Source organism: Methanobacteriaceae archaeon (assembly GCA_030656015.1).
Classification (GTDB): Archaea; Methanobacteriota; Methanobacteria; order Methanobacteriales; family Methanobacteriaceae; genus UBA349.
In genome coordinates this window covers 70,103-90,623 of the sequence record JAUSNX010000002.1, presented here as the reverse complement: position 1 = coordinate 90,623, position 20,521 = coordinate 70,103, and the positions used below count along the sequence as shown (strand labels likewise).

The following is a 20,521-nucleotide window of genomic DNA, read 5'->3' as shown; positions in this document are numbered from 1 at the left end:
TTAATATATAATCTAATGATAATATATTTTACTATATCTAAAAAAAGGCCAATGAATTCTTTTTAACTGACAATAATGGTTTAAAAATAAATAAAAAATATTTTTAATATCTTTTTAAGAGATTAAGATGAGATTTGTTTTATTAATTCTGGTTAGATTTTTAAGAGATTAAGATGAGATTTTTTTTACCAATAAAATCCATAAGCAGCACTCTTAATTATTATACTTATTTTTCTGTTCCCATATCTAAAATAGAAACATAATCAATCTCTGATTCACCTAAAATAACTCCACCATCATGTTCTAACCAGGCATGGGCCTCAAATTCTCCTTTATCCCTACTAACCCCAATCTTAATATTAGAATCATATCCATACTGGGATAATAATATCTGACCAGCCAGGGCCCGTACCAAACAGGTAGCTCGGGGAGTGAAACGACTCATCACCTGGGTGGCCCAGGTAATTCGTGCTAATGGTATGTTATTTTTACCACTTTTGTGAGTAAATCCTTTAATTATTCTTTGAATTCGCACAAAAGAAAATATCCAGAGCATTATTCTAACTATCCACAAGGTGGCCAGGGCTTTAATTAGAAGCCATTTAGTTTCATTATTTAATTTAAGAAAACTGTGGATAATAGTCATAATTAGCTGCTCACTTATAAGAAATTATAATTAAAGAAATAGATTATTATTTGTTTTAGGTAGTTAATAACCAGATTATGTAGTTAATTACCCGGAAATAACTATTTTATCAAGATAATTAACTCTAAGAAACCTCTATACCTGAGAATAACTTATAATTATTCTAAGAGACCTCTATAAGATTTTTCTCCTCTAGATTACCCAGTAACTCTATTAAATCCTTCTCACAAACCTCTTCTTCCACATCGTATTCATTTAAAATGGCCTCTTTAATCTCTTTTACCGCTATGGGTTTTTGAATAAGATTCCATATAAAGGCCCCTACAGGATTAAGGCCATAATAAACACCGTCTTTCAGGCCTAAAATTACTACTTCGTCTTCTAAATCGCAGTGTACTGCTTCTTTGGTTACTGAAATTACTGATAAATCGGATATAATCATTATTTATTCCTCTAAAAAAGTTATTTAATTATAATAATCGTATGTGCTATTAGTATATTCAATTTTAATTATATTATTTTTGTAAATTAATTATTAAATTAAATAATATAATAAACTAATTTCAACCAATAATTATACTTAGCAATGCTTGAAATCAGGTACGGTAATTATATAATTCTACCTAACACCTATGATTATATTTAATCTTAATATAATTTAATTCATTGTTCATTAAAAACAATCATAATCCATTAAGTAAACACCATCAATTATACACATTCGTGTCAAATTAAAAATAAAAATTATCATAAAATTAAAAAGCAAACTGTTGACGTGTGTGTACCCTGGCCAACAGCAACTTTTATTATTATTAATGGATCTAACATTATAAATAATTTTTGGGCCATTAGCATTGGTTTTTATTTAAATTTAAATGCATTATTGCTTTTGTTTAACAATATGGTACTAACCATTTAATTTATAATCTAAAAATATCCTCCTAATTTAAGAGAAGTAATTTATCAAATAAAGTACTAATAAATAATTAAGAATTAAATTTTTTCCATTTGATAAATTAAATACCGAATTCTCTTGCTTACTCCATGATATCATGATAAAAGACACCCGATCATTTGCATTAATTCTGGCCTTCCTAGCTTCTTTCTTAACCCCTTTTGTAGGTTCCTCAATTAATATTGCCCTTCCACAAATAAGCCAGGAACTCTCTATAAATGCTCTTGTAATGGGATGGATACCCACGGCATACTTGCTGGTCTTGGCCGTTTTATTAATTCCCGTGGGTCGATTTTCAGACATTCATGGCCGTAAAAAAATATTCTGGATGGGAATTATTATATTCACCATATCCTCATTTTTAGCTGGTTTTTCGATTTCTGGTGAGATGCTATTATTCTTCCGAATAATTCAGGGAATTGGATCGGCCATGATATTTGCCAATGTTAATGCCATGGTAGCCTCGATTTTTCCAGTTATGGAACGAGGCCGTGCCCTGGGTATAGCGGTCACTGGAGCATATTTAGGACTTTTCTTAGGACCAGTTCTCGGAGGAATTTTAACGGAGAGTCTGGGCTGGAGAAGTATTTTCTTCTTCAACGTTCCTCTGGGAATAATCACCACTTACGCTGCATCTAAACTTAAAGAAGAATGGAAGCCGGCTCAGGGTGAAAAATTTGATATTAAAGGTACTTTTATACTGGGAATTTCCATGGTACTGGTTATTCTGGGACTTACCCAGCTTCCAGAGATTAATGGCGCATTTTTACTATCTGCGGGGTTAATAACCGGAATAATTTACTATTTCTACCAAAATAAAATCGAAACCCCGGTATTTGACCTGGGCTTATTTAAAAACAGGACTTTTGGATTTAATAGCCTGGCCACTCTTATCAGTTACACGGCCGCCTACCCCTTAATATTTCTTTTAAGTTTATATCTTCAATATGCTTTAAAATTAAACCCGGCCACTACCGGAATTATCTTAGCTGTCCAGCCACTTTTTATAACCATTTTCTCTTCCTATGCTGGCCGTCTATCTGATCGCAAAGACCCTTATAAATTGGCCATGCTAGGAATGAGTATAGTAACCATGGCTACATTTGCTCTGGCCTTTATTAATACCCAGATTTGGGAAATAATCATTCTTTTAAGTATGATGGGTATTGGATTTGCCCTATTTGGAACTCCAAACAACAACATTGTATTCTCTTCAGTTAAAAAGAAATATTTTGGTGTGGCGGGAGCTTCTTTAGTTACCATGCGGGTGGTAGGTCAGTTAATGGGAATGGCCTTTGCCCTATTACTTTTGAATATATTTATTGGAGGATCCTTTATAGGCCCGGAAAATATCGATCTCTTTATATTATGTACTCAGATTTCCCTGGTCTTATTTAGTATAATGTGCTTTTTCGGGGTGGTTGTTACCTGGAAGGGTAAAAAGTAACTATTATGTGGTTTTTAGTATTCTTGTTACCTGGCGGGGGAGGGATTAATTTTACATTTTGGAGCACTAAATGATTCTAAAATCTTTAGCCGCAGGTTAAAAGAACTAGAAAAAGATGAATTATACGAAAAAACGACTAATAATATTTGAAAAAGGACAGGGTATGATTAATTTTTCCAGGCTTAGAAGTTGGTATTCAATATCATAAAGGAATATATTGCGGTAGAGCGGCCTAGTAAATGTTTTTATTTTTTTAATATGAAAACATGGTTTTATGGTGATATGAGATTATTATTTCTTATAAATAAAAAGGTGGGGGAAAATGATTTTAATATCAATTTATTTTTTTTTACGGGTGTTGATAAATCCTCCTAGTACCATCAGAATGGCTAGGACTATTCCTGCTATTGGAATTCCAGTATTTTGCATCCCTATGGTTTGCGAGTTTACTTTTGATGTGGATGTCTCGGATGCTCCTAGAATAGTTACTAAAGTTTGTACTCCTTGGTGATCATTCGCGGTTACCGTGGCTATACCCGAACCTTCATCAGCTCTTAAAATAGCAGTAGCCAGACCATTAATCCAGGGGGCTGTCACCGATTTACTTCCTACATTTCCCAGGTTGGTGGTGAATGTTACCTGAGGGCCGCTGAAGAACATAGCTGCATTAGAACTGTGATCACCACCAGTTGAATCTGTGTAAACATCTGCAGTTATAATAGAAGTTTCACCAGCTTTAATAGTGGAGGGGTATGCATTAATATTCAAAACTAACCATGGATAATAGTTTAAAGTTCCAGTTCCCACGAAGAATTTATTAGCATGAGGTGAATTGGTCCCATACCAGTTGTAAGTGGCTTTGGTTTTGCTTTTTTCTAGTTCATGGAACATCTTATCCAGATCATCACGGATGGGTTTTAAGATAGGTTCCAGTTCAGGATGGTTTTTAATGGCATCATCAATGGGTTTAAGCATTTCATCGATACTGGGCCCAAATGATGAAAATTTAAAGTTCTGAATGTAATATTCAAAGTTTGCAATCCGATTGTAGTTAATTGTTCCATTAGGCGAACATATTACAATACCATTACCTGAACCATCTCCTTCCAGGTTGTTTCCTGTAATTATTGTGGTGTTAAAACCAGCAGCTACCATGCCCACATCATTAGCTCCATTAACTCCGATTACTGTATTATGCAACATGTTAAGATTTGCTAGAGCTGTGCCTACAATTCCTGCGGCTATGTTAGGGGAGTTAATATTATAAACACTATTATTTTCTAAAGTTGCATTATTAAATAATCCAAGACCCAACATCCCCACTGCTGCCTTAGCATTATTAATATTTACAACTATGTTGTCTTGTAATTTTAAATCACCTAAAGCTATAATTACTATTCCCACAGCCTGTTCATATGCACTTATTTGTGATATTTTATTTTTAGAGACCAAAACAGTGCCATTCCCTATAATAGCGGCTTCAAGAGCGTATACGGAGCTACCAGTAGATCCTGTTAATTTGGATAATTCATTGCCAGAAATCACAGCATTAATGCTACTGGTTATTAATTCCATTCCCATAATAGCGCTAGTGGCATTGATACCAGTAATTATATTTTTAGTGACCATTAAATTGGTGACATTGCCCACTTCTGGATTTCCATCTGCACCTTTACTCTTTCCCACTTGAATTCCAAATACACTACCACCAACACCAAACGCGTTGATGTTGGTAATAGTATTTCCCATGGCATTAAAATCAGTTAAACTCCCGTTAATAGATACTGTAATTCCATTTACGGATCCTTGACCAATTATATTAGATATGTGGTTTCCAGAAACAGTGAAGAAACCCTGGGAAAGGTTTCCTAGAATACCAGTTTCTGATTGGCCAGAAATAACATTACCTATAATTGTAGTGTTACTTCCTGAAACTGTAATTCCGGTTTTACCTCCAATTATTTCATTATTTTTAACATTACAGTTGTCTGCACTGACATTAACACCGGTACCAGTAGTTGAACTATTTATTTTGAATCCATCTATGGTGCTTCCACTTCCATCACCAGTGCTATCATTTACTACAGTAAATCCTGTATTTGTGGCTTGTATTTCTACATAATCCCCCTTATTGGCCTGTAGGGTTAATTTTTTATTTACTATAACATCTTCAGTGTATCTTCCACTGTGCACATTGATAACATCATCATCCAGAGTGTTTGCATTATCTATTGCTGACTGAATTGTAGTGTAAGTCTTTCCACTCCCCACTTCCCATTGAGCTGCAGATACACCACTAAAACCAAAAAATAAAATTCCAATAAGTAATAAAGCCTTAAAAGATCCCATATTAGCTTTTATTTTCAAATTTCCACCTTCTTAGACCCCTGACAGGTAATAAATAGTAAGTATGAAGATATATTATCATATTACTATTTCTTTTTTTCGGTGATGATTTTAAGTCTTTAATATGGTGTCAATTGATAACTGTGGAATACTTGTTTGATTATCTGTTAAATTAAAATAAGAACTAACTTCTATTCATGGTCAAGTCTCTGTGATCTTGATTGCTTTCTTTTGACTTAGTATGCCGTGTTTTTTGGTATTTTTACTACTAGTGAATTTAAGGTGTGGTTGTACTTGGTAAGGGAGAAAATAGTTTATTTTAACAAAATTTATTATACACCAGAACTAATTTAACCAGAACTAATTAATTATTAACTTCCATTTTTTTGGGGGGAGTGAATGAAAAATTATCAAAGGGATAAAACTCCATTAATCACGGATGAAGAAGATTATGAGAGTAACTTTTATTCGCCCTGGATTGAAAAAACATTTAAAATATCTAAAATTCTTTCATCAGCATTAACATTACGGTCTATAATTATTTTGTTGGGCTGGATTCTGGACATATCCTTTTTAAAGGGCCTATTAATGGGCTAGGTAACTACTAGATTTAATACGGCCATTATTTTCCTAATTTTAGGAATTTCTTCCTATCTTTTAAATGCTATTAAATTTAGGAAAGTTCATTACTCGTCCAGATTAAACTGATTTTTCTTTTAAGTAAAAGCAAGAAATTATAAAAAAAATGAAAAAAGAAAGACCAATGGTCTTTCTAAAATGGCAGTTCTGCGTATGTTCCTTTCATCTTAGCAGTTGCCGTATTCCAATTGGTTATGTTACCCAGAGAATTACTATTACTGGTTGCATCAGCTTTAACCCAGGCCCCATCTATGAGAAACTCCGCCCAAACGTGTCCATAGACATTACCACTGGTAAAAGTGGCGTCGGCATGCACATATTTGGCTGCAATTCCTGCGGCCCGGGAAAGGGCCACTAAAAGATGGGAAAGGTCCACACAGTTTCCAACCTTGTTTTTCAAGGTATTCACTGCTCCGTACTTGGTATTGTAGTAGAAACTGTAACTGGTGTTGTTTCGAACCCAGTTAAATATGGCTGTAGCTTTGGCCAGGGTACTGGTTAGCCCGCTGGTTAGAGAAGATGCCAGGGCCGTAATATTAGAGTCTGTGGATTGACAGTTTTTAGTTGGTTGCAAGTACTGAATGGTACTGTTCTGATATACGGTGTCGTCAATGGTTACATAGCTAGGTAAACGATCATTCAAACTCTGGAAATTCAGAATCTTGGCCAGGGAATAAACCATGGTTTTAAATTGCATATTTCCTAGAGAAGTGCTCATAGAACCTGGAGCTGCATGGTTAGTATTGATGTAGTTCACTATACTTTGAGCTAGACTCACATAGTCACTTAGATACAAATTACCACTTAAGGTACTTCCACTGGATGTTGGATCACTGGATAATGTTTTTTGCCCTACACCGCTGTTTTTCCCGCTATTTAAGTTTAAAATTCCATTAGCCATGAGGCATAGGAATTCACTAACTTTTAACTGCTGGGAATTCACGGTTACGTAATTAGGAAGTCTGTTATTGGTTTCTATGAATGATTTGAGGGAACTGGCCGCACTTTCAATAGCTGCCAGGGAGATAATACTGGAAGTAGTATTTCCGGCAGATTCCGAAGAGGTGTTGGTATGTGCCGTTGAATTTATAGCTAAATTCCCTGAATAGTTAAAGAAATCGCTGTTCAAAACATTACCGTATCTAAAGAGCGTATATCCTGTGGCACCATTATTTAAAGCAGTTTGAGTATCATTAAGTAACTCAGCCGATCCTAAAGGTGTGGGGTTAGAATCAGATTCATAGGTCATTATACCGGCCCAAACAGGCTTACCATTAGAATGGGTGGATATGTACTTGGTTACCGATGCAATCCAAGAAGCATCTTCCTTGTAATTTCCCTTGTAAATCATAGGGACCAGAACATCGAGATACTTTCCCAGAGCAGGGTAATCCTGTCCATAGTAATAGGCGTTGCTTCCGGTCTCAGGCATGAGTGCTGCAGAGAGAAGAGCAGAAGGATTAATGGCTTTTACTGCTGCAGAGATCTTGGCCACAATATTTGTAATGGCTTGCGTTCCATTGGTACTGTTATATGCTTTTCCAGAGTATCTAATGTAATCCAGGTGTATTCCATTGATTCCATCGATTTTGGTGTAGTTGACAATTCGCGCAGTTAAGTTGTTGATGTAACTGTTGGCATAGGTAGTATTGTACCCGGTATTGGTAGTCGTGGTGTACTTGGTTTGATAAGTGGTTTTGTACTTTATGGTGTACTTGGTCTGGTAAACGTACTTGTAATAGGTCTTTTTTACCCATTTGTACTTTAATTTGTACTTCAGTTTACCTTTGTACTTGTAGTAACTTTTGTAGTACTGTTTCACTGATTTTTGATAGGCCACTTTCACTTTGGTCTTGTAGTAGTATTTGTAGGGTGTTTTCACAGCTACTTGGCTGGATGTAGTAACCTGGTAGTTGTACTTACCGGTGGGATCTATGAAAGTTTCGTTGTATTTTAAACAGATTACCCAGGCACTTACTCGAATACTGGAATTTTTAGCTTTACTTAAAAATGCGGTGAGGTTGGTCTTATATTTGGCATCATTTAAAGCCGCCTGTTCTAAGAATATGTCCTCAATTCCACCTTCTTTAATTTGGGTAAAGTTTATTTTTCCCATGTCGCTGGCTTTAACCCACATAGAACCGTGAGCTGAGTTACTGTTGTCACTGGCTGATGCACTGCTGGTACTGGTCTGGGGAGTACTAGAATTAGTACTGGTTGAAATATTGTTACTGCTATTGCTGTCACTGGTTTGATTGTTTGTGTTATTCGAATCAAAAGTTTTTAATGGTGTAGAACTGTTTATATCAGTGTCATTTACTGATGTTCCGTTTACTAGTGTTTCTGCGTATATAACATTGGAGTTTAGAAATGCTAAGCAAATCGTTAATAAAAAAACTATTTGTAAGTTTCGCGAAATTATTACCGCCTCCATATCAACTAGGCCTAATATGGTCATATTTTACTGATTAATATTGTTAACAGTTAAAATTTGATAAAAGACCCGATGATAAAACATATGGACTTCAAATTACTATATAAATATTTTGATTTAAAATTGAAAAAAAGACATTATATGGGCCTTTTAAATTAAAAGGGACTCTATTAAAAGGTTTTATATTTAATTATGGTGGAAATGACTTGTTGGGAGCTTATTTTAACTGAAAAGTTTTTGAAAGAGCTTTTTTTAAGAATAAACCCATCATTTAAGACCATTTTATTTATTATGAGTACTATGGTAACTTATTTAATAACTTAGTTCTACTCGTGAAGAATAATAAGGCCATTTAATGATTAATATAGATTATTAATCTACTAAGTAATTTTAATTTGATATAGATTCATTTTAAGGGGTTTAATATTCCTAATTCATCTAAATCACAATTAATTACAAAATGTTCACAATAGTCTATCCATTTGGATTTATAATCGTTGAAATAATCCTAAAAGTTTAAGTTAATGGAATACATTTAAATAATGTTCTGCGTTATTATAATGGTTGTTATACTTCTTAGAATATGGTAAATGAGGATAACTAATTAAATTAAAATATTAATAATAAAAATCAGATTTTATCAATTATTAATACTCAAACTAATTTATAAAACATAATAACTAATTAAAATTATAAGAATTCTAATCTATTTCATTAATCAAGTATATTGACCTTTAACCATAATAGGTGAAAAGAAATTCTATAATAATTCGGTTTAAGTTAATCTAAAATAATCTACTTCAAATAATAATATCCCTAATAATCCACTAATATTTTACCTCAAATAATAATGTCTCAAATAATCTAACTCTAATATTTTACCTCAAATAATAACCTATATCAAATAACCCATTATGTCAGTGATATCATGATTTCATTTCGTAAAATTTACAATAAGATGGAAAAAAGGCCTTTATGGGTGTATTCCATCATATTAATAGCTTTTGCAATTATTTTTACAATTTACTTACTTGAAGTGCAGATTAGAATTGGAGTAATTTACTGGGATGTATATCTTTATTTAAACAATGCCCTTATGTTTGCCGGACTAGGTGAGGGCTATAAAATTTACTTATCTCCTTTAATCCCCTTTTTAACATCCCTACTGTATCGTGCTGGCTTGGTATTCCAGTCCTCTCTTTACTTAGTGACCGGTTTAATATTTATTCTGGGTATTTATGGGATGTATTTGCTCCTAAATCTTCGATTCACCCATCTAAAAAGCTTTGCTGGGGCCATTATATTTACCTCCTGTTCAGTTGTACTGCCGTGGGCCGTATCTGGAGCATTGGATGTTCCGGCAGTTTGTTTTTCAATCTGGACTATATTTTTAGCAGTTTATGGTCTTGAAAAAAATAATAAATCCATTTACTTCATATTTCCAGCAGCAGCTCTAGCTTTCCTTACTCGATATACTTCGGGCTTACTTATTTTACCTCTTTTATTTTTATTTATAACCCATTATTTTGATAAAGGATTTACTAAAAGTGAAATAAAAAAAATAGCTATTAGTATCGTTCTGGGAATTTTAATTTTCCTTCCATTTGTTGGATTTTTTTATGCTAATTTAGGAAACCCCTTCCCCTTCTTGGACCAATTCGGGGTTAGTGTTGAAAACCATGCTTCTACCAGAGATCCGGGATTAATGCCAGATAAGGCTTATTATTTAAAAAATATTCCTAACTATATTTCCAGTTATCCCTTAAATGATTCTAGACTTGATTTTGGATCAATGATGACACCTAATACCGGCCAAGTTAACCCTATTTCTTATTTATTTTTGTTTTTAACAGGATTGGGCCTTATTTCCTATGTTTCCGGAATTTTAAATAAATTATGGGCTTTTTTAAAGAATAATTGCCTGGATCGTGCTACCAAAAAGAATACTAGCTCTGCGAGGAATATTAATAAAAAATTAGATTCATGGCTCAATAATAGATATATTCTACCCATAATGGTTTTTTTAGTTGAAATATTGATTATTTTATTTATTATCAGCTTAGGCGGTAATTCATACTTAATAAGTGAACTTCTAATGTTTTCCACTATTTTAATTACCTATTTCGCCTTGCGAAAAATTGAAATCATTAAGGGACTGGAAATCAAAAGGGTCTTTAGGATTGATTTAGTTATTTTAATATGGTTTTTGACCTATCTTATTTCTCACAGCTTTTTATCCATAAAGGTGGATAGATATTTCATCACCATGATTCCAGCTGTGGTTTATTTCATGGTTCTGGGACTTTCCAATACAGGTAATCTTATAGCGAGATTAACTAATAAATTAAACCATAAAAAAATTATATCTGGGGCTCTTATATTAATTTTAGCCGTAACTCTATTTGCTTCTGCCCTGCAGCCCTATGAAGACAAAGTTCCTTACAAGGTTTATGGATTTTTGGAAGAAGGAGCAAAAATGATGAAAACCTATGATCCCCAATATAAAGAACAAGTCATTTTTTCAGATCAATGGCCTGCTTTAAGTTGGTATCTCAAAATGGATGTCCGGAGAGGATATCCGCAGGATTTTAAAACATCAGATGAATTTTCACAGATGCTTAAAAATTCCAATGCCACCTATTTCATAAGCACTAATGGGCGAGGTTCTTTGAATATGGAGGGCTATAGCAAAGTAGCTAATGACAAAATTGTTTATATTTATAAAAGAAATTGAGTATAATATAAGAAGAATTGTATTTTAATATTAAATAATTAAATTAAATATTAAATTTAAAATATAAATTATAATTTCAATAGATTATGGTAAATTGAATTATTCCCCTTTATAAAATAACAGAATTTATTAAATAGTAATTGAGGCCTAAAAATGGAAAAAATAAAAAAATGTATGGCCAATAATAAGCCTTCCTTGATAGCATTCACTCTCTTGGCAGTTATAACTGCTATTTTTACCTATGCTCTTGTTACCATACAATCTCAAATTGGAGTGTATTACTGGGATATATTTTTATATCTGAATAATGCCCTTAAAATGGCGGGGATGGGTGTGGGCGATACGCTTTACTTATCCCCATTTTTACCATTTATCACCTCACTATTTTTCAGAGCAGATTTAGTCTATGAATCAACTTTATTTGCCATCAGTGGAGTTTTTTACTTTTTAGGAACCTTGGGCCTTTATTTAATTTTAAAAATGAGATTCAATGAATGGGAAAGTTTGGTAGGTGCCTTATCTTTTGCTACATTCACCGTAGTTCTTATATGGGCTGTTTCTGGAGCTCTGGACGTTCCAGCAATTTCTTTATCTATATGGGCCTTGTACTTCACTTTACTGGCCGTTAAAAAAGATTCAAAATTCTTTTATCTTGCTTTTCCCGTGGCCATGCTGGCCTTTTTAACTAGATATACTTCGGGTTTAATTTTAATTCCCATGCTCCTGGTAATTTATATAAACCGTCCCCAAGGGCCTGATTTGAAAAAAGCTATAAAAGGAATAATTTTAGGTGTATTAATCTACTTACCCTTCATGTTCTATTTTAAAAGACAGGTAGGGAATCTTTTCCCATTTTTCCAACAATTTTCAGGATCGGCATCAGGTGCAGTGTCTTCTGCTAATCCAGGATACAGTTTAGATACCCTATATTATTTTAAACACATACCAGAATACATTTCTTCCCAGGCTATCAGTGGATATCAGAACATGCTGTGGCCGTCTTACAGTCTCCCCACTATACTGGCCTATGTTTTACTTGGAATTTTAATGATGGGAATTTTAATCTATCTATTTAAAATATTTAAACAGTTATTTGAAGAGTTTAAAACTCTTAAAAATGGAAATATTAAAAATGGAAATGAATCAATAAATGTTTTTGGTAAATTAAATAATCTAAAATCGTTTTATTTCAGGCTAGCGGCCGTTATTATCTCCGTGATTATTCTAGTAGGAACTTATTCCCAGGTTTCTTATGCGGTAAGTGAAGTTATCATGGTTGTGATGTCCATTTCTATTTATCTCCTCTTAAAGGATTTAGATTTGAAATATCTGGACCTGGACATCTTATTTTTAACCTGGTTTTTGGCCTTTTTAATTATGCACAGTGCCCATCCAGTTAAGGTAGATCGTTATTTCATAACCATGGCCCCACCACTGGCCTATGGGATTGCTTTAGGTATTAATCAAATATCCAGTTTAATTAAATACAAATTCAAAGGAATTAATGCCACATCGGCTCTGATTTCTGTTTTACTGGTATTTTCCATGATATTTTCCACAGTTATCTATATTGATGCCATTCCCCACTCGGATCCCCAGGTTGAATCAGAACAAGCTGCCGCCCAATGGCTCATGAATTACGATCCTAACTATAAAAACAAGACCATTGCTGCTGATAGAGGCCCGGCCTTTAGTTGGTATCTTAAAAAATATGTATTTACGCGTATCCCTCTAAAAGTGACGCATGAAGTATTTACTCAGCTCATGGCTGAAATTGATCCTGAATACTACTTATATGTGCAATCACAGACTCCTCTTAATTTAGAAGGTTACCATGTCCTTAAAAAAGTAGATAACGTGCTTATTTATCAGAAAGATTAAATTTTTATTTTCATTATTTTCAAATTTTTTAATTATACATTATTTTTATAATTGAAAAATTAACAAGGGACATTTTTATACTTAATTTATAAGAAAAATATATAGGCTTTTAAATGAAAATTAAGTTAAATTAATTAATTGTGATGAGATATTATAACAAATCTCATAGGATTAAAAAAATTATATGGAATTATTATATGGAATAAAAATATAATACAATGATTGTTATTCACTAATTTAAGTTCATTTTAACAGATTTAAAGAGATTTAATAATTAGGAGATTTATTTATGGAAACTCAAAGAATTTTAGTTACTGGAGGCTCTGGATTTATAGGTACTAATCTAGTGAACGACCTTAGAAGTCGTGGTCACGAAGTACTGGCTCTGGACCTTTTACATCATGAAATAGATGATTATGTACGGGCTGATGTCAAAAATTATCGCCAAATAGAGCGTGTATTTGACAATAATGATAAATTTGACTATGTATATCATCTGGCCGCAGAATATGGCCGTTGGAATGGTGAAGACTACTATGAAAACCTGTGGGAAACCAATGTAATGGGAACCAAACACATGATTCGCCTCCAGGAAAAATTAAAGTTCAGAATGATATTTTTCTCCTCTGCAGAAGTCTACGGGGACTACAATGGGGTAATGAGTGAAGATGTAATGGTTGATAGGCCTATATCCGAAACTTATCAAATGAATGATTATGCCATCACCAAATGGGCCGGAGAACTCATGTGCATGAATTCGGCCACTATGCATGATACTGAAACGGTTAGGGTACGCCCTGTTAACTGTTATGGGCCTCATGAAGCTTATTCCAAATATAAAGGATTTATACCTATCTTCATTTACCACGCCTTGCACAACAAACCATACGACGTTTATATGGGCCACAAAAGGATAATTGATTATGTAGAGGATACGGCACGTACCTTTGCTAATATTGTGGAAAACTTTATCCCGGGGGAGGCCTACAATGTGGGCAGTAAACAGGAATGGGAACACGAAATAAAAGAGTATTCGGATATGGTTTTGGATGCTGTGGGAATTGATGATTCCATTGTAACTTACCATGAAGAAGAGGCCTTCACTACTAAAGTAAAAACCATGGACTTCTCCAAAGCCATTAAAGACCTCAAACACAATCCACAAGTTACGCCTGAAGAAGGTATCAAGAAAACTGTGGAATGGATGAAATGGTATTATAGAATTGAGGAATAATTTTTAAGGATTAATTTCTAGAAATATCAAGAATTATTAAAAAACTAAGATGATTAATTTAAATATTTATTAATAGGGATTCAACAAATAAATCCAATTCAAAAATCAGGAAACAATATTATGAGTAAAATAGTTGCATTACTGCCTGCTTTTAATGAAGAAGTTGCTTTGGGAAGCATAATTCTTAGATGCAAGGAACATGTGGATAAAATAATTGTTATCGATGATGGGAGCACGGACAGCACCTCTAAAGTAGCTGAACTGGCGGGTGCAGAGGTTATCCGGCATCATAAAAATATGGGAAAAGGAGCCGCTTTAAAATCAGGATTCCAAGCTGCTAGTGACGCAGATGTAGTAATTACCATAGATTCAGATGCTCAACACAATCCTGATGAAATACCACTATTAGTAGCACCTATTCTCGAAGGAGAAGCAGATGTAGTTAATGGAAGTCGTTACATTACAGGTGCCGATGAAAATACTCCTGCATATCGAAGAGTGGGCCAAAAAGTACTGGATAAGGCCACTAATATGTCCAGTGGACTGCATACCACCGATACTCAAAGTGGATTCCGAGCATTCGCTTCCAAAAGCTTTCCATTTTTCCGATTTGAAGAGAAGGGCTTTGGGGTAGAAAGTGAAATGTTAGTAGATGCTGCCCAGGCCGGTTTAACGGTGATAGAAGTTGAAATTGGGGTAAGATATGATGTAGATGGATCTACTAAAAACCCGGTAAGCCATGGAATCCGGGTTCTATTTAAGATATTCCAGGACATGGAATTAAACAGACCATTATACTATTTTGCCGCCCCGGGACTCCTCATATTTCTTATCGGTGCTTCTTTAGGATTGTTATTTCTGCGAGATTATATGTTAGGAATAAGTATCAATATAGGTCCTACTATGTTAGCCATCATGTTAACTCTATTTGGAACTTTTATGATGTTTACTGGTATTATTTTAGATTCCATGGGACGTATGATACGTCAAAATCGCTAAAAATCTCTTTAAACTATATCTTATATTAGATTCTCAACTAAATCGGAAACTTGAAGTTTGAATACAAGAGCGATTGTAAATATTTTTAGTTTATAATTATAATATGAGTTTAAATGGTTTGATTGTTATGGGGATTGCCATATGGCTTTAAAATATTTAAATAGGTTCCATAATAGTCTAATTTAGGAATATCATAAACATATTAATTTAAATGCTATGTATATTATTCAAATACACACAATAAATTCTCGATAGTATTGTGAAAATTTGGAGGAAGAATTTTGGATAAAAAGAATATAATAATATTATTACTATTTATATCAATTGCAGGACTATCATTTTCTGCATGGAATTTGTATAATACATTTACCTCTGATGGAATAGGCAGTGAAAGAATTAATATATTACTTTTAGGTTCAGATGCCCGAACTCCTGAACACAATGGATACACTGATTCCATTACCATTTTATCCATTGATAAAAAAACAAAGGAAATTTTTCTGCTTTCCATACCCCGTGATACCATGGTGCAAATTCCAGGAAGAGGTGTGGGTAAAATTAACAGTGCCTATGCCTATGGTGATATAAACACCACTAAAACCGCTGTGGAGAACTTTTTGAATGTGCGGATTGATTATTATATCTTGGTGGACTTCACCAGCTTTAAAGAGATGGTGGATACTTTGGGTGGTATCAATATGTATGTAGAACCCCATATTTCTGCTGTTAGGCCAGAATTAAATGGAAAAACAGGGATGAGTAGATTAACTGGTAGTGAAGCTTTGGTTGTTCTTCGTTTCAGACAAGATTCAGAGTCAGAAGGTGGGCGGATGAAAAGACATCGGGAAGCAATAAAAGCCATTACTGATGAAATCCTAAAACCATCTAACCTACTCAAACTTCCTATGATTTTAAATCAGCTAAGGCAAAATGTAAAAACAGATATCCCCCCGGTGGAAACAACGGTAATTGAAAAGTTAATCGCGGGCTTCGATATAGGCCATGCTAAAATCGAGGTGGTTCCAGGAAATTATACTAATATAAATGGAGAAAATTCCATGATTCCGGACATGAATAAAACCGAAGCTATTCTTGTTGAGTTAGGTCTAAGGAATTGATTTTTAAAGAATACGTCTTAATGGTAGGGCAGATATTCGATTGCCCTATTATGGTGAAAAATTTATATGATATTTTAAATATTTATTTTTAAATCAATTATTTTTCATTTTTTAAAAATTAATTATAGATAAATTAAAACAATATCATTACTTATTTTAAATAATAGAATTAATATATAAATTAAAACTTATTGTAAAATATAATCATTTTGTAAAATAATAATTAACTACTCTAATTAATTACTTAATTCCTAATAATCACAGAGGTTTGTTAAAATGGATCAATTTAAGGAATATGAAGATAAAACGGTACTGGTAACTGGGGGGGCTGGTTGTGTAGGGAGCAATCTCTCACGAAGATTAGGAGAATTAGGTGCTGGTAAAGTTATCATCCTGGATAACATGTCATCGGCCTATGAATGGAATATACCTCAACTGGATAATGTGGAGTTCATTAAAGGGGATATTTTGGATGATGCTTCTTTAAAAAGAGTCTTTAAAGAAAAACCAGACTATGTTTTCCATCTGGCGGCTCACTTTGCCAATCAAAACAGTGTAGATAATCCTGAAAAGGATTTAATGGTTAATGGTATAGGTATTTTAAAAGTTTTACAATACGCACAACTGGTTGGAGTGGAAAGATTTGTATACTCATCTTCGGGTTGTGGAGTCTATGGATTAGACTCTAAAATGCCATTTGAAGAACATGATATTTCTATTTCTCTACACACCCCTTATCAAGTAACAAAATTATTGGGTGAGTTATACACCAATTACTTCCACAATCTCTATGATATGCCCATTGTAAATGCCAGATTTTTCAATGTATTTGGCCCTGGTGAAGTCCCTGGAAAGTACCGAAATGTTATTCCTAACTTCTTCTACTGGTCCATGACTGGACAGGCCCTACCGATTACTGGTGATGGTTCAGAAACAAGGGACTGGACCTTTGTGGAAGATATTGTCAATGGACTTTTAGCTATGGGAATTAAAGAAGAAGCTATAGGTCAAGCCATAAATTTAGGCTCTGCCAAAGATAATCGGGTTATTGACATGGCCAAATGGGTAAATGAACTCACTGGAAATGAAGAAGGAGTGGCGTATATGGCCCGTAGAAACTGGGATGCCAAGACTCAGCTTTTATCATCCATTGAAAAGGCCCAAAAAATACTGGACTATCAGCCTACCGTTAGCTTTAAAGATGGCCTTAAAAGAACTCATAAATGGTTCGATGACAGCTGGGAAAACATAGAAGAAAGTGCTGAGTTTTAATTAAAATATTTTTTCTAAATATTTCTTCTAAATAATTATTTTTTAATCACTTATTTTTCTATAAATAAATATTTGGAACCCATTAATCTATTTTTGATAATTATATTAAATGAGGTGACACTTATTTATAAGATAAATCCCTATATTAATTGCAGATTTAATTAAAAGATTTTGTTAAGGGTCATTAAATTTATTCAAAACTTATTGATATTAAAACTCATCATTAAATTTATTCAAATTTAGTGAATTTAATTTATAGTTAACATATAATTCAATTTTTAAGAAATTCATAGGTAATTTAAATGCGTATACTCATTGTTCAGGAATCAGACTGGATTGAAAGAAATCCACACCAACAACACCATCTAATGGATCGCCTATCAGTCAAAGGTCATTCCATTCGAGTAATAGATCATGGGATTGATTGGAGAAGAAAGGATGAAAAAAGATATGATTTCCTGGTTGATAGAAAAGTTTACCACCATGTTCATAAGGTAAATCCTAAAGCCAGAATACAAGTTGTTAGGCCTTCTCTAATCCAGATACCAGTTTTAGATTATGTTTCTATTCCTTATTTCCATGGGAAGGAAATTGAAAGGCAAATAAAAGAATTTAAACCGGATGTAATTATTGCCTTTGGTTTGTTAAATGCTAATTTGGCGGCCAGATCGGCCAATAAACATGGTATTCCTTTTGTTTATTATTTAATAGATGTATTATATGCTTTAATTCCTGAGAAAATATTCCAAGGTTTGGGAAAAAATATTAATAAACGTACCCTCGCACGATCTGATTTAGTACTAACTATTAACCAACGATTAGCTGAATTAGCAATAGAACTCGGCTCAAATCCGGAAAAAACTCAAATAATTGATGCAGGAATTGATTTAAAACAGTTCGATCCGAATCTTGATGGTTCACGTATCCGGGATGAACATGGTATAAAAGAAGATGACACCGTACTTTTCTTCATGGGTTGGATTTATCAATTTGCTGGAATGAAGGAACTAGCAACGGAACTGGGTCAAAATAAGGAAAAATATCCTGAAATTAAAATAGTTGTGGTTGGGGATGGGGATGCCTATGATGATATGGTTCACATTAGAGATAAGTATGGCCTGCAGGACCAGTTAATTCTCACTGGAAAGCAGCCATATAATCGAATACCAGAATTCACGGCCGCCGCAGATATATGCTTACTCCCCGCTCACCAGGATGAAGAGATTATGCAGGATATTGTACCTATTAAGATTTACGAATACATGGCCATGGAAAAACCAGTTATTGTTACCAGGTTGCCTGGAATTAGCATGGAATTTGGTGAAGGCCATGGATTACAGTATGTTAATGGATCAGAGGAAGTTTTACCACTGGCTCAGAAAATGAGAAATGAGAATATCATTAAAGATGAAGGTAAAAAGGCTCGCCAATTTGTAAAGCATAATGACTGGGAATTAATCACTAAGAGATTTGAACAAACACTGGATAAACTTATAAAAGATTTTTCTGCTTGATTTTATCCATAAAAATGACTTGATATAAACTGGATAATCTATAATAAAACAATATTAGTTGATTTTATGAAAATTCTCCATGTAACTCCATTTTTCAAACCATCCTGGGAAGCAGGTGGTCCGCCTCGTTCAGTTTATGAGATTACACGGCGACAAGTTAAAAATGGCCATGAAGTTACTGTTTTCACTACAGATGGGTTTAAAAAAAGACTAAACGTAGAAAAAAATGTTCCAGTTGATGTGGAAGGAATAGAAACTTACTATTTCCGTAATTTATCCATGTTTTTAGCTGGAGGATTAAATTTTCCAGTTCCTTATTATATGCCTCTGGTTGTTCGAAAAAAACTTAAAGAATTTGATATTATTCATATACACGAGCACCGAACGTTTTTAGCAGCAATTATCCATAGATATGCTAAAAAATATGATATTCCTTACATCATCCAACCTCGAGGATCGGCCCCCACCATGATAAAAAGCCGTCAAAAAGAGATTTTTGACAAAATAGTTGGTAAATCTATAATATATGATTCCTGTAAAATAATTGCGTCTTCCCATTCAGAAGCAAGCCAATATAAAGATGTTTTCATTGATTTGGATCTTGATTCGGTAGTGCAAATTCCTAATGGAATTGATTTGAAAACTTATCAAAAACTACCTACAAAAGGTCTTTTCAGAGAAAAAATGGGAATTAAAGAAGATGAAAAAATAATATTATATTTAAGCCGTCTTCATGAGAGAAAAGGTATTGATTTACTTTTAAAATCATTTAAATCTTTGATAGATAAAATAGGGCCTTCAAAACTGGTTATTGCCGGGCCTGATGATCATTTTTTGGATAAAATTAATAATCTGGTTCATGATTTAGGAATCGAAAATTCAGTTATTATTCCTGGGCCTTTATATGAAAATGATAAGTTGGAAGCATATGTAGATGCGGATGTTTTTGTTTTGCCTTCTAAAGATCGCTATGAATCTTTTGGTAATGTGGTGGTAGAAGCCATGGCCTGTAAAACTCCAGTGGTGGTAACTAAATATTGTGGGGTTTCAGAATGGGTTTCAAATAATGAGGGTCATGTAATAGACTACCAAGAAGATCAGCTGAAAAAGGCATTAATGGATATACTTCAAAATGATTCAAAAAGAGATTCTATGGCTAAAAATGCCCGTGAAGTCGCTTTAAATACATTTAATTGGGAAAATGTTGTTAAGGAGACCCAGGAAGTGTATGAAAAATGTTTAAAATAAAAATAAGTTTGAAAAATTGGAATAATAATAATAATAATAAGAAATGCATAAACC

The 20,521-nt window shown here is 33.6% G+C and carries 14 protein-coding genes; 10 read left to right on the top strand and 4 right to left on the bottom strand.

What is annotated here, in order from left to right; translation table 11 throughout:
* Positions 1 to 226: 226 nt before the first annotated feature.
* Together Q7I96_03095 and Q7I96_03090 are read right to left on the bottom strand one after the other, a co-directional pair.
* On the bottom strand, positions 227 to 646 hold the full coding sequence (locus tag Q7I96_03095; GenBank protein ID MDO9626599.1) for a lasso peptide biosynthesis B2 protein: 420 nt from the start codon (positions 644 to 646) through the stop codon (positions 227 to 229).
* 163 nt (positions 647 to 809) lie between these two features.
* On the bottom strand, positions 810 to 1,088 hold the full coding sequence (locus Q7I96_03090) for a PqqD family protein (protein MDO9626598.1): 279 nt from the start codon (positions 1,086 to 1,088) through the stop codon (positions 810 to 812).
* Between the two features lie 610 nt (positions 1,089 to 1,698).
* On the opposite strand from Q7I96_03090, the gene Q7I96_03085 reads away from it, so the two are divergent.
* Positions 1,699 to 3,048, top strand: a complete 1,350-nt coding sequence (locus Q7I96_03085) for an MFS transporter (protein MDO9626597.1) — start codon at positions 1,699 to 1,701, stop codon at positions 3,046 to 3,048.
* A 339-nt stretch (positions 3,049 to 3,387) separates the two neighbouring features.
* Here Q7I96_03085 and Q7I96_03080 read toward each other — a convergent pair whose 3' ends face one another.
* Positions 3,388 to 5,415 (bottom strand): cell surface protein, encoded by a 2,028-nt coding sequence (locus Q7I96_03080; GenBank protein MDO9626596.1) that lies wholly within the window; start codon positions 5,413 to 5,415, stop codon positions 3,388 to 3,390.
* 378 nt (positions 5,416 to 5,793) lie between these two features.
* Between Q7I96_03080 and Q7I96_03075 the strand changes: the two genes are divergently transcribed.
* Entirely contained in the window at positions 5,794 to 5,991 is a 198-nt protein-coding gene (locus Q7I96_03075) for a hypothetical protein (GenBank protein ID MDO9626595.1), read from the top strand.
* Positions 5,992 to 6,166: 175 nt separating this feature from the next.
* Here Q7I96_03075 and Q7I96_03070 read toward each other — a convergent pair whose 3' ends face one another.
* The gene (locus tag Q7I96_03070; protein ID MDO9626594.1) at positions 6,167 to 8,491 is read right to left on the bottom strand and encodes a transglutaminase domain-containing protein; all 2,325 of its coding nucleotides are present in this window, start codon (positions 8,489 to 8,491) and stop codon (positions 6,167 to 6,169) included.
* A 904-nt stretch (positions 8,492 to 9,395) separates the two neighbouring features.
* Between Q7I96_03070 and Q7I96_03065 the strand changes: the two genes are divergently transcribed.
* The 8 genes from Q7I96_03065 to Q7I96_03030 all read left to right on the top strand — a co-directional run bounded on the left by Q7I96_03065 (position 9,396) and on the right by Q7I96_03030 (position 20,467).
* Positions 9,396 to 11,201 carry a glycosyltransferase family 39 protein gene (locus tag Q7I96_03065; protein MDO9626593.1) on the top strand — a complete coding sequence of 602 codons (1,806 nt, stop codon included), beginning with the start codon at positions 9,396 to 9,398 and terminating at the stop codon, positions 11,199 to 11,201.
* 153 nt (positions 11,202 to 11,354) lie between these two features.
* Complete coding sequence (locus Q7I96_03060; GenBank protein ID MDO9626592.1) at positions 11,355 to 13,082, top strand: glycosyltransferase family 39 protein; 1,728 nt, start codon at positions 11,355 to 11,357, stop codon at positions 13,080 to 13,082.
* A 289-nt stretch (positions 13,083 to 13,371) separates the two neighbouring features.
* The gene (locus Q7I96_03055; protein ID MDO9626591.1) at positions 13,372 to 14,316 is read left to right on the top strand and encodes an NAD(P)-dependent oxidoreductase; all 945 of its coding nucleotides are present in this window, start codon (positions 13,372 to 13,374) and stop codon (positions 14,314 to 14,316) included.
* A 120-nt stretch (positions 14,317 to 14,436) separates the two neighbouring features.
* Complete coding sequence (locus Q7I96_03050; GenBank protein ID MDO9626590.1) at positions 14,437 to 15,315, top strand: glycosyltransferase family 2 protein; 879 nt, start codon at positions 14,437 to 14,439, stop codon at positions 15,313 to 15,315.
* 281 nt (positions 15,316 to 15,596) lie between these two features.
* On the top strand, positions 15,597 to 16,433 hold the full coding sequence (locus Q7I96_03045; GenBank protein ID MDO9626589.1) for an LCP family protein: 837 nt from the start codon (positions 15,597 to 15,599) through the stop codon (positions 16,431 to 16,433).
* A gap of 276 nt (positions 16,434 to 16,709) precedes the next feature.
* Positions 16,710 to 17,705, top strand: coding sequence for an NAD-dependent epimerase/dehydratase family protein (locus Q7I96_03040; GenBank protein MDO9626588.1), 996 nt, complete (start codon positions 16,710 to 16,712; stop codon positions 17,703 to 17,705).
* Positions 17,706 to 18,007: 302 nt separating this feature from the next.
* Positions 18,008 to 19,219, top strand: coding sequence for a glycosyltransferase family 4 protein (locus Q7I96_03035; GenBank protein MDO9626587.1), 1,212 nt, complete (start codon positions 18,008 to 18,010; stop codon positions 19,217 to 19,219).
* A 66-nt stretch (positions 19,220 to 19,285) separates the two neighbouring features.
* Positions 19,286 to 20,467, top strand: a complete 1,182-nt coding sequence (locus tag Q7I96_03030; GenBank protein ID MDO9626586.1) for a glycosyltransferase — start codon at positions 19,286 to 19,288, stop codon at positions 20,465 to 20,467.
* The last annotated feature ends 54 nt before the right edge of the window (positions 20,468 to 20,521 follow it).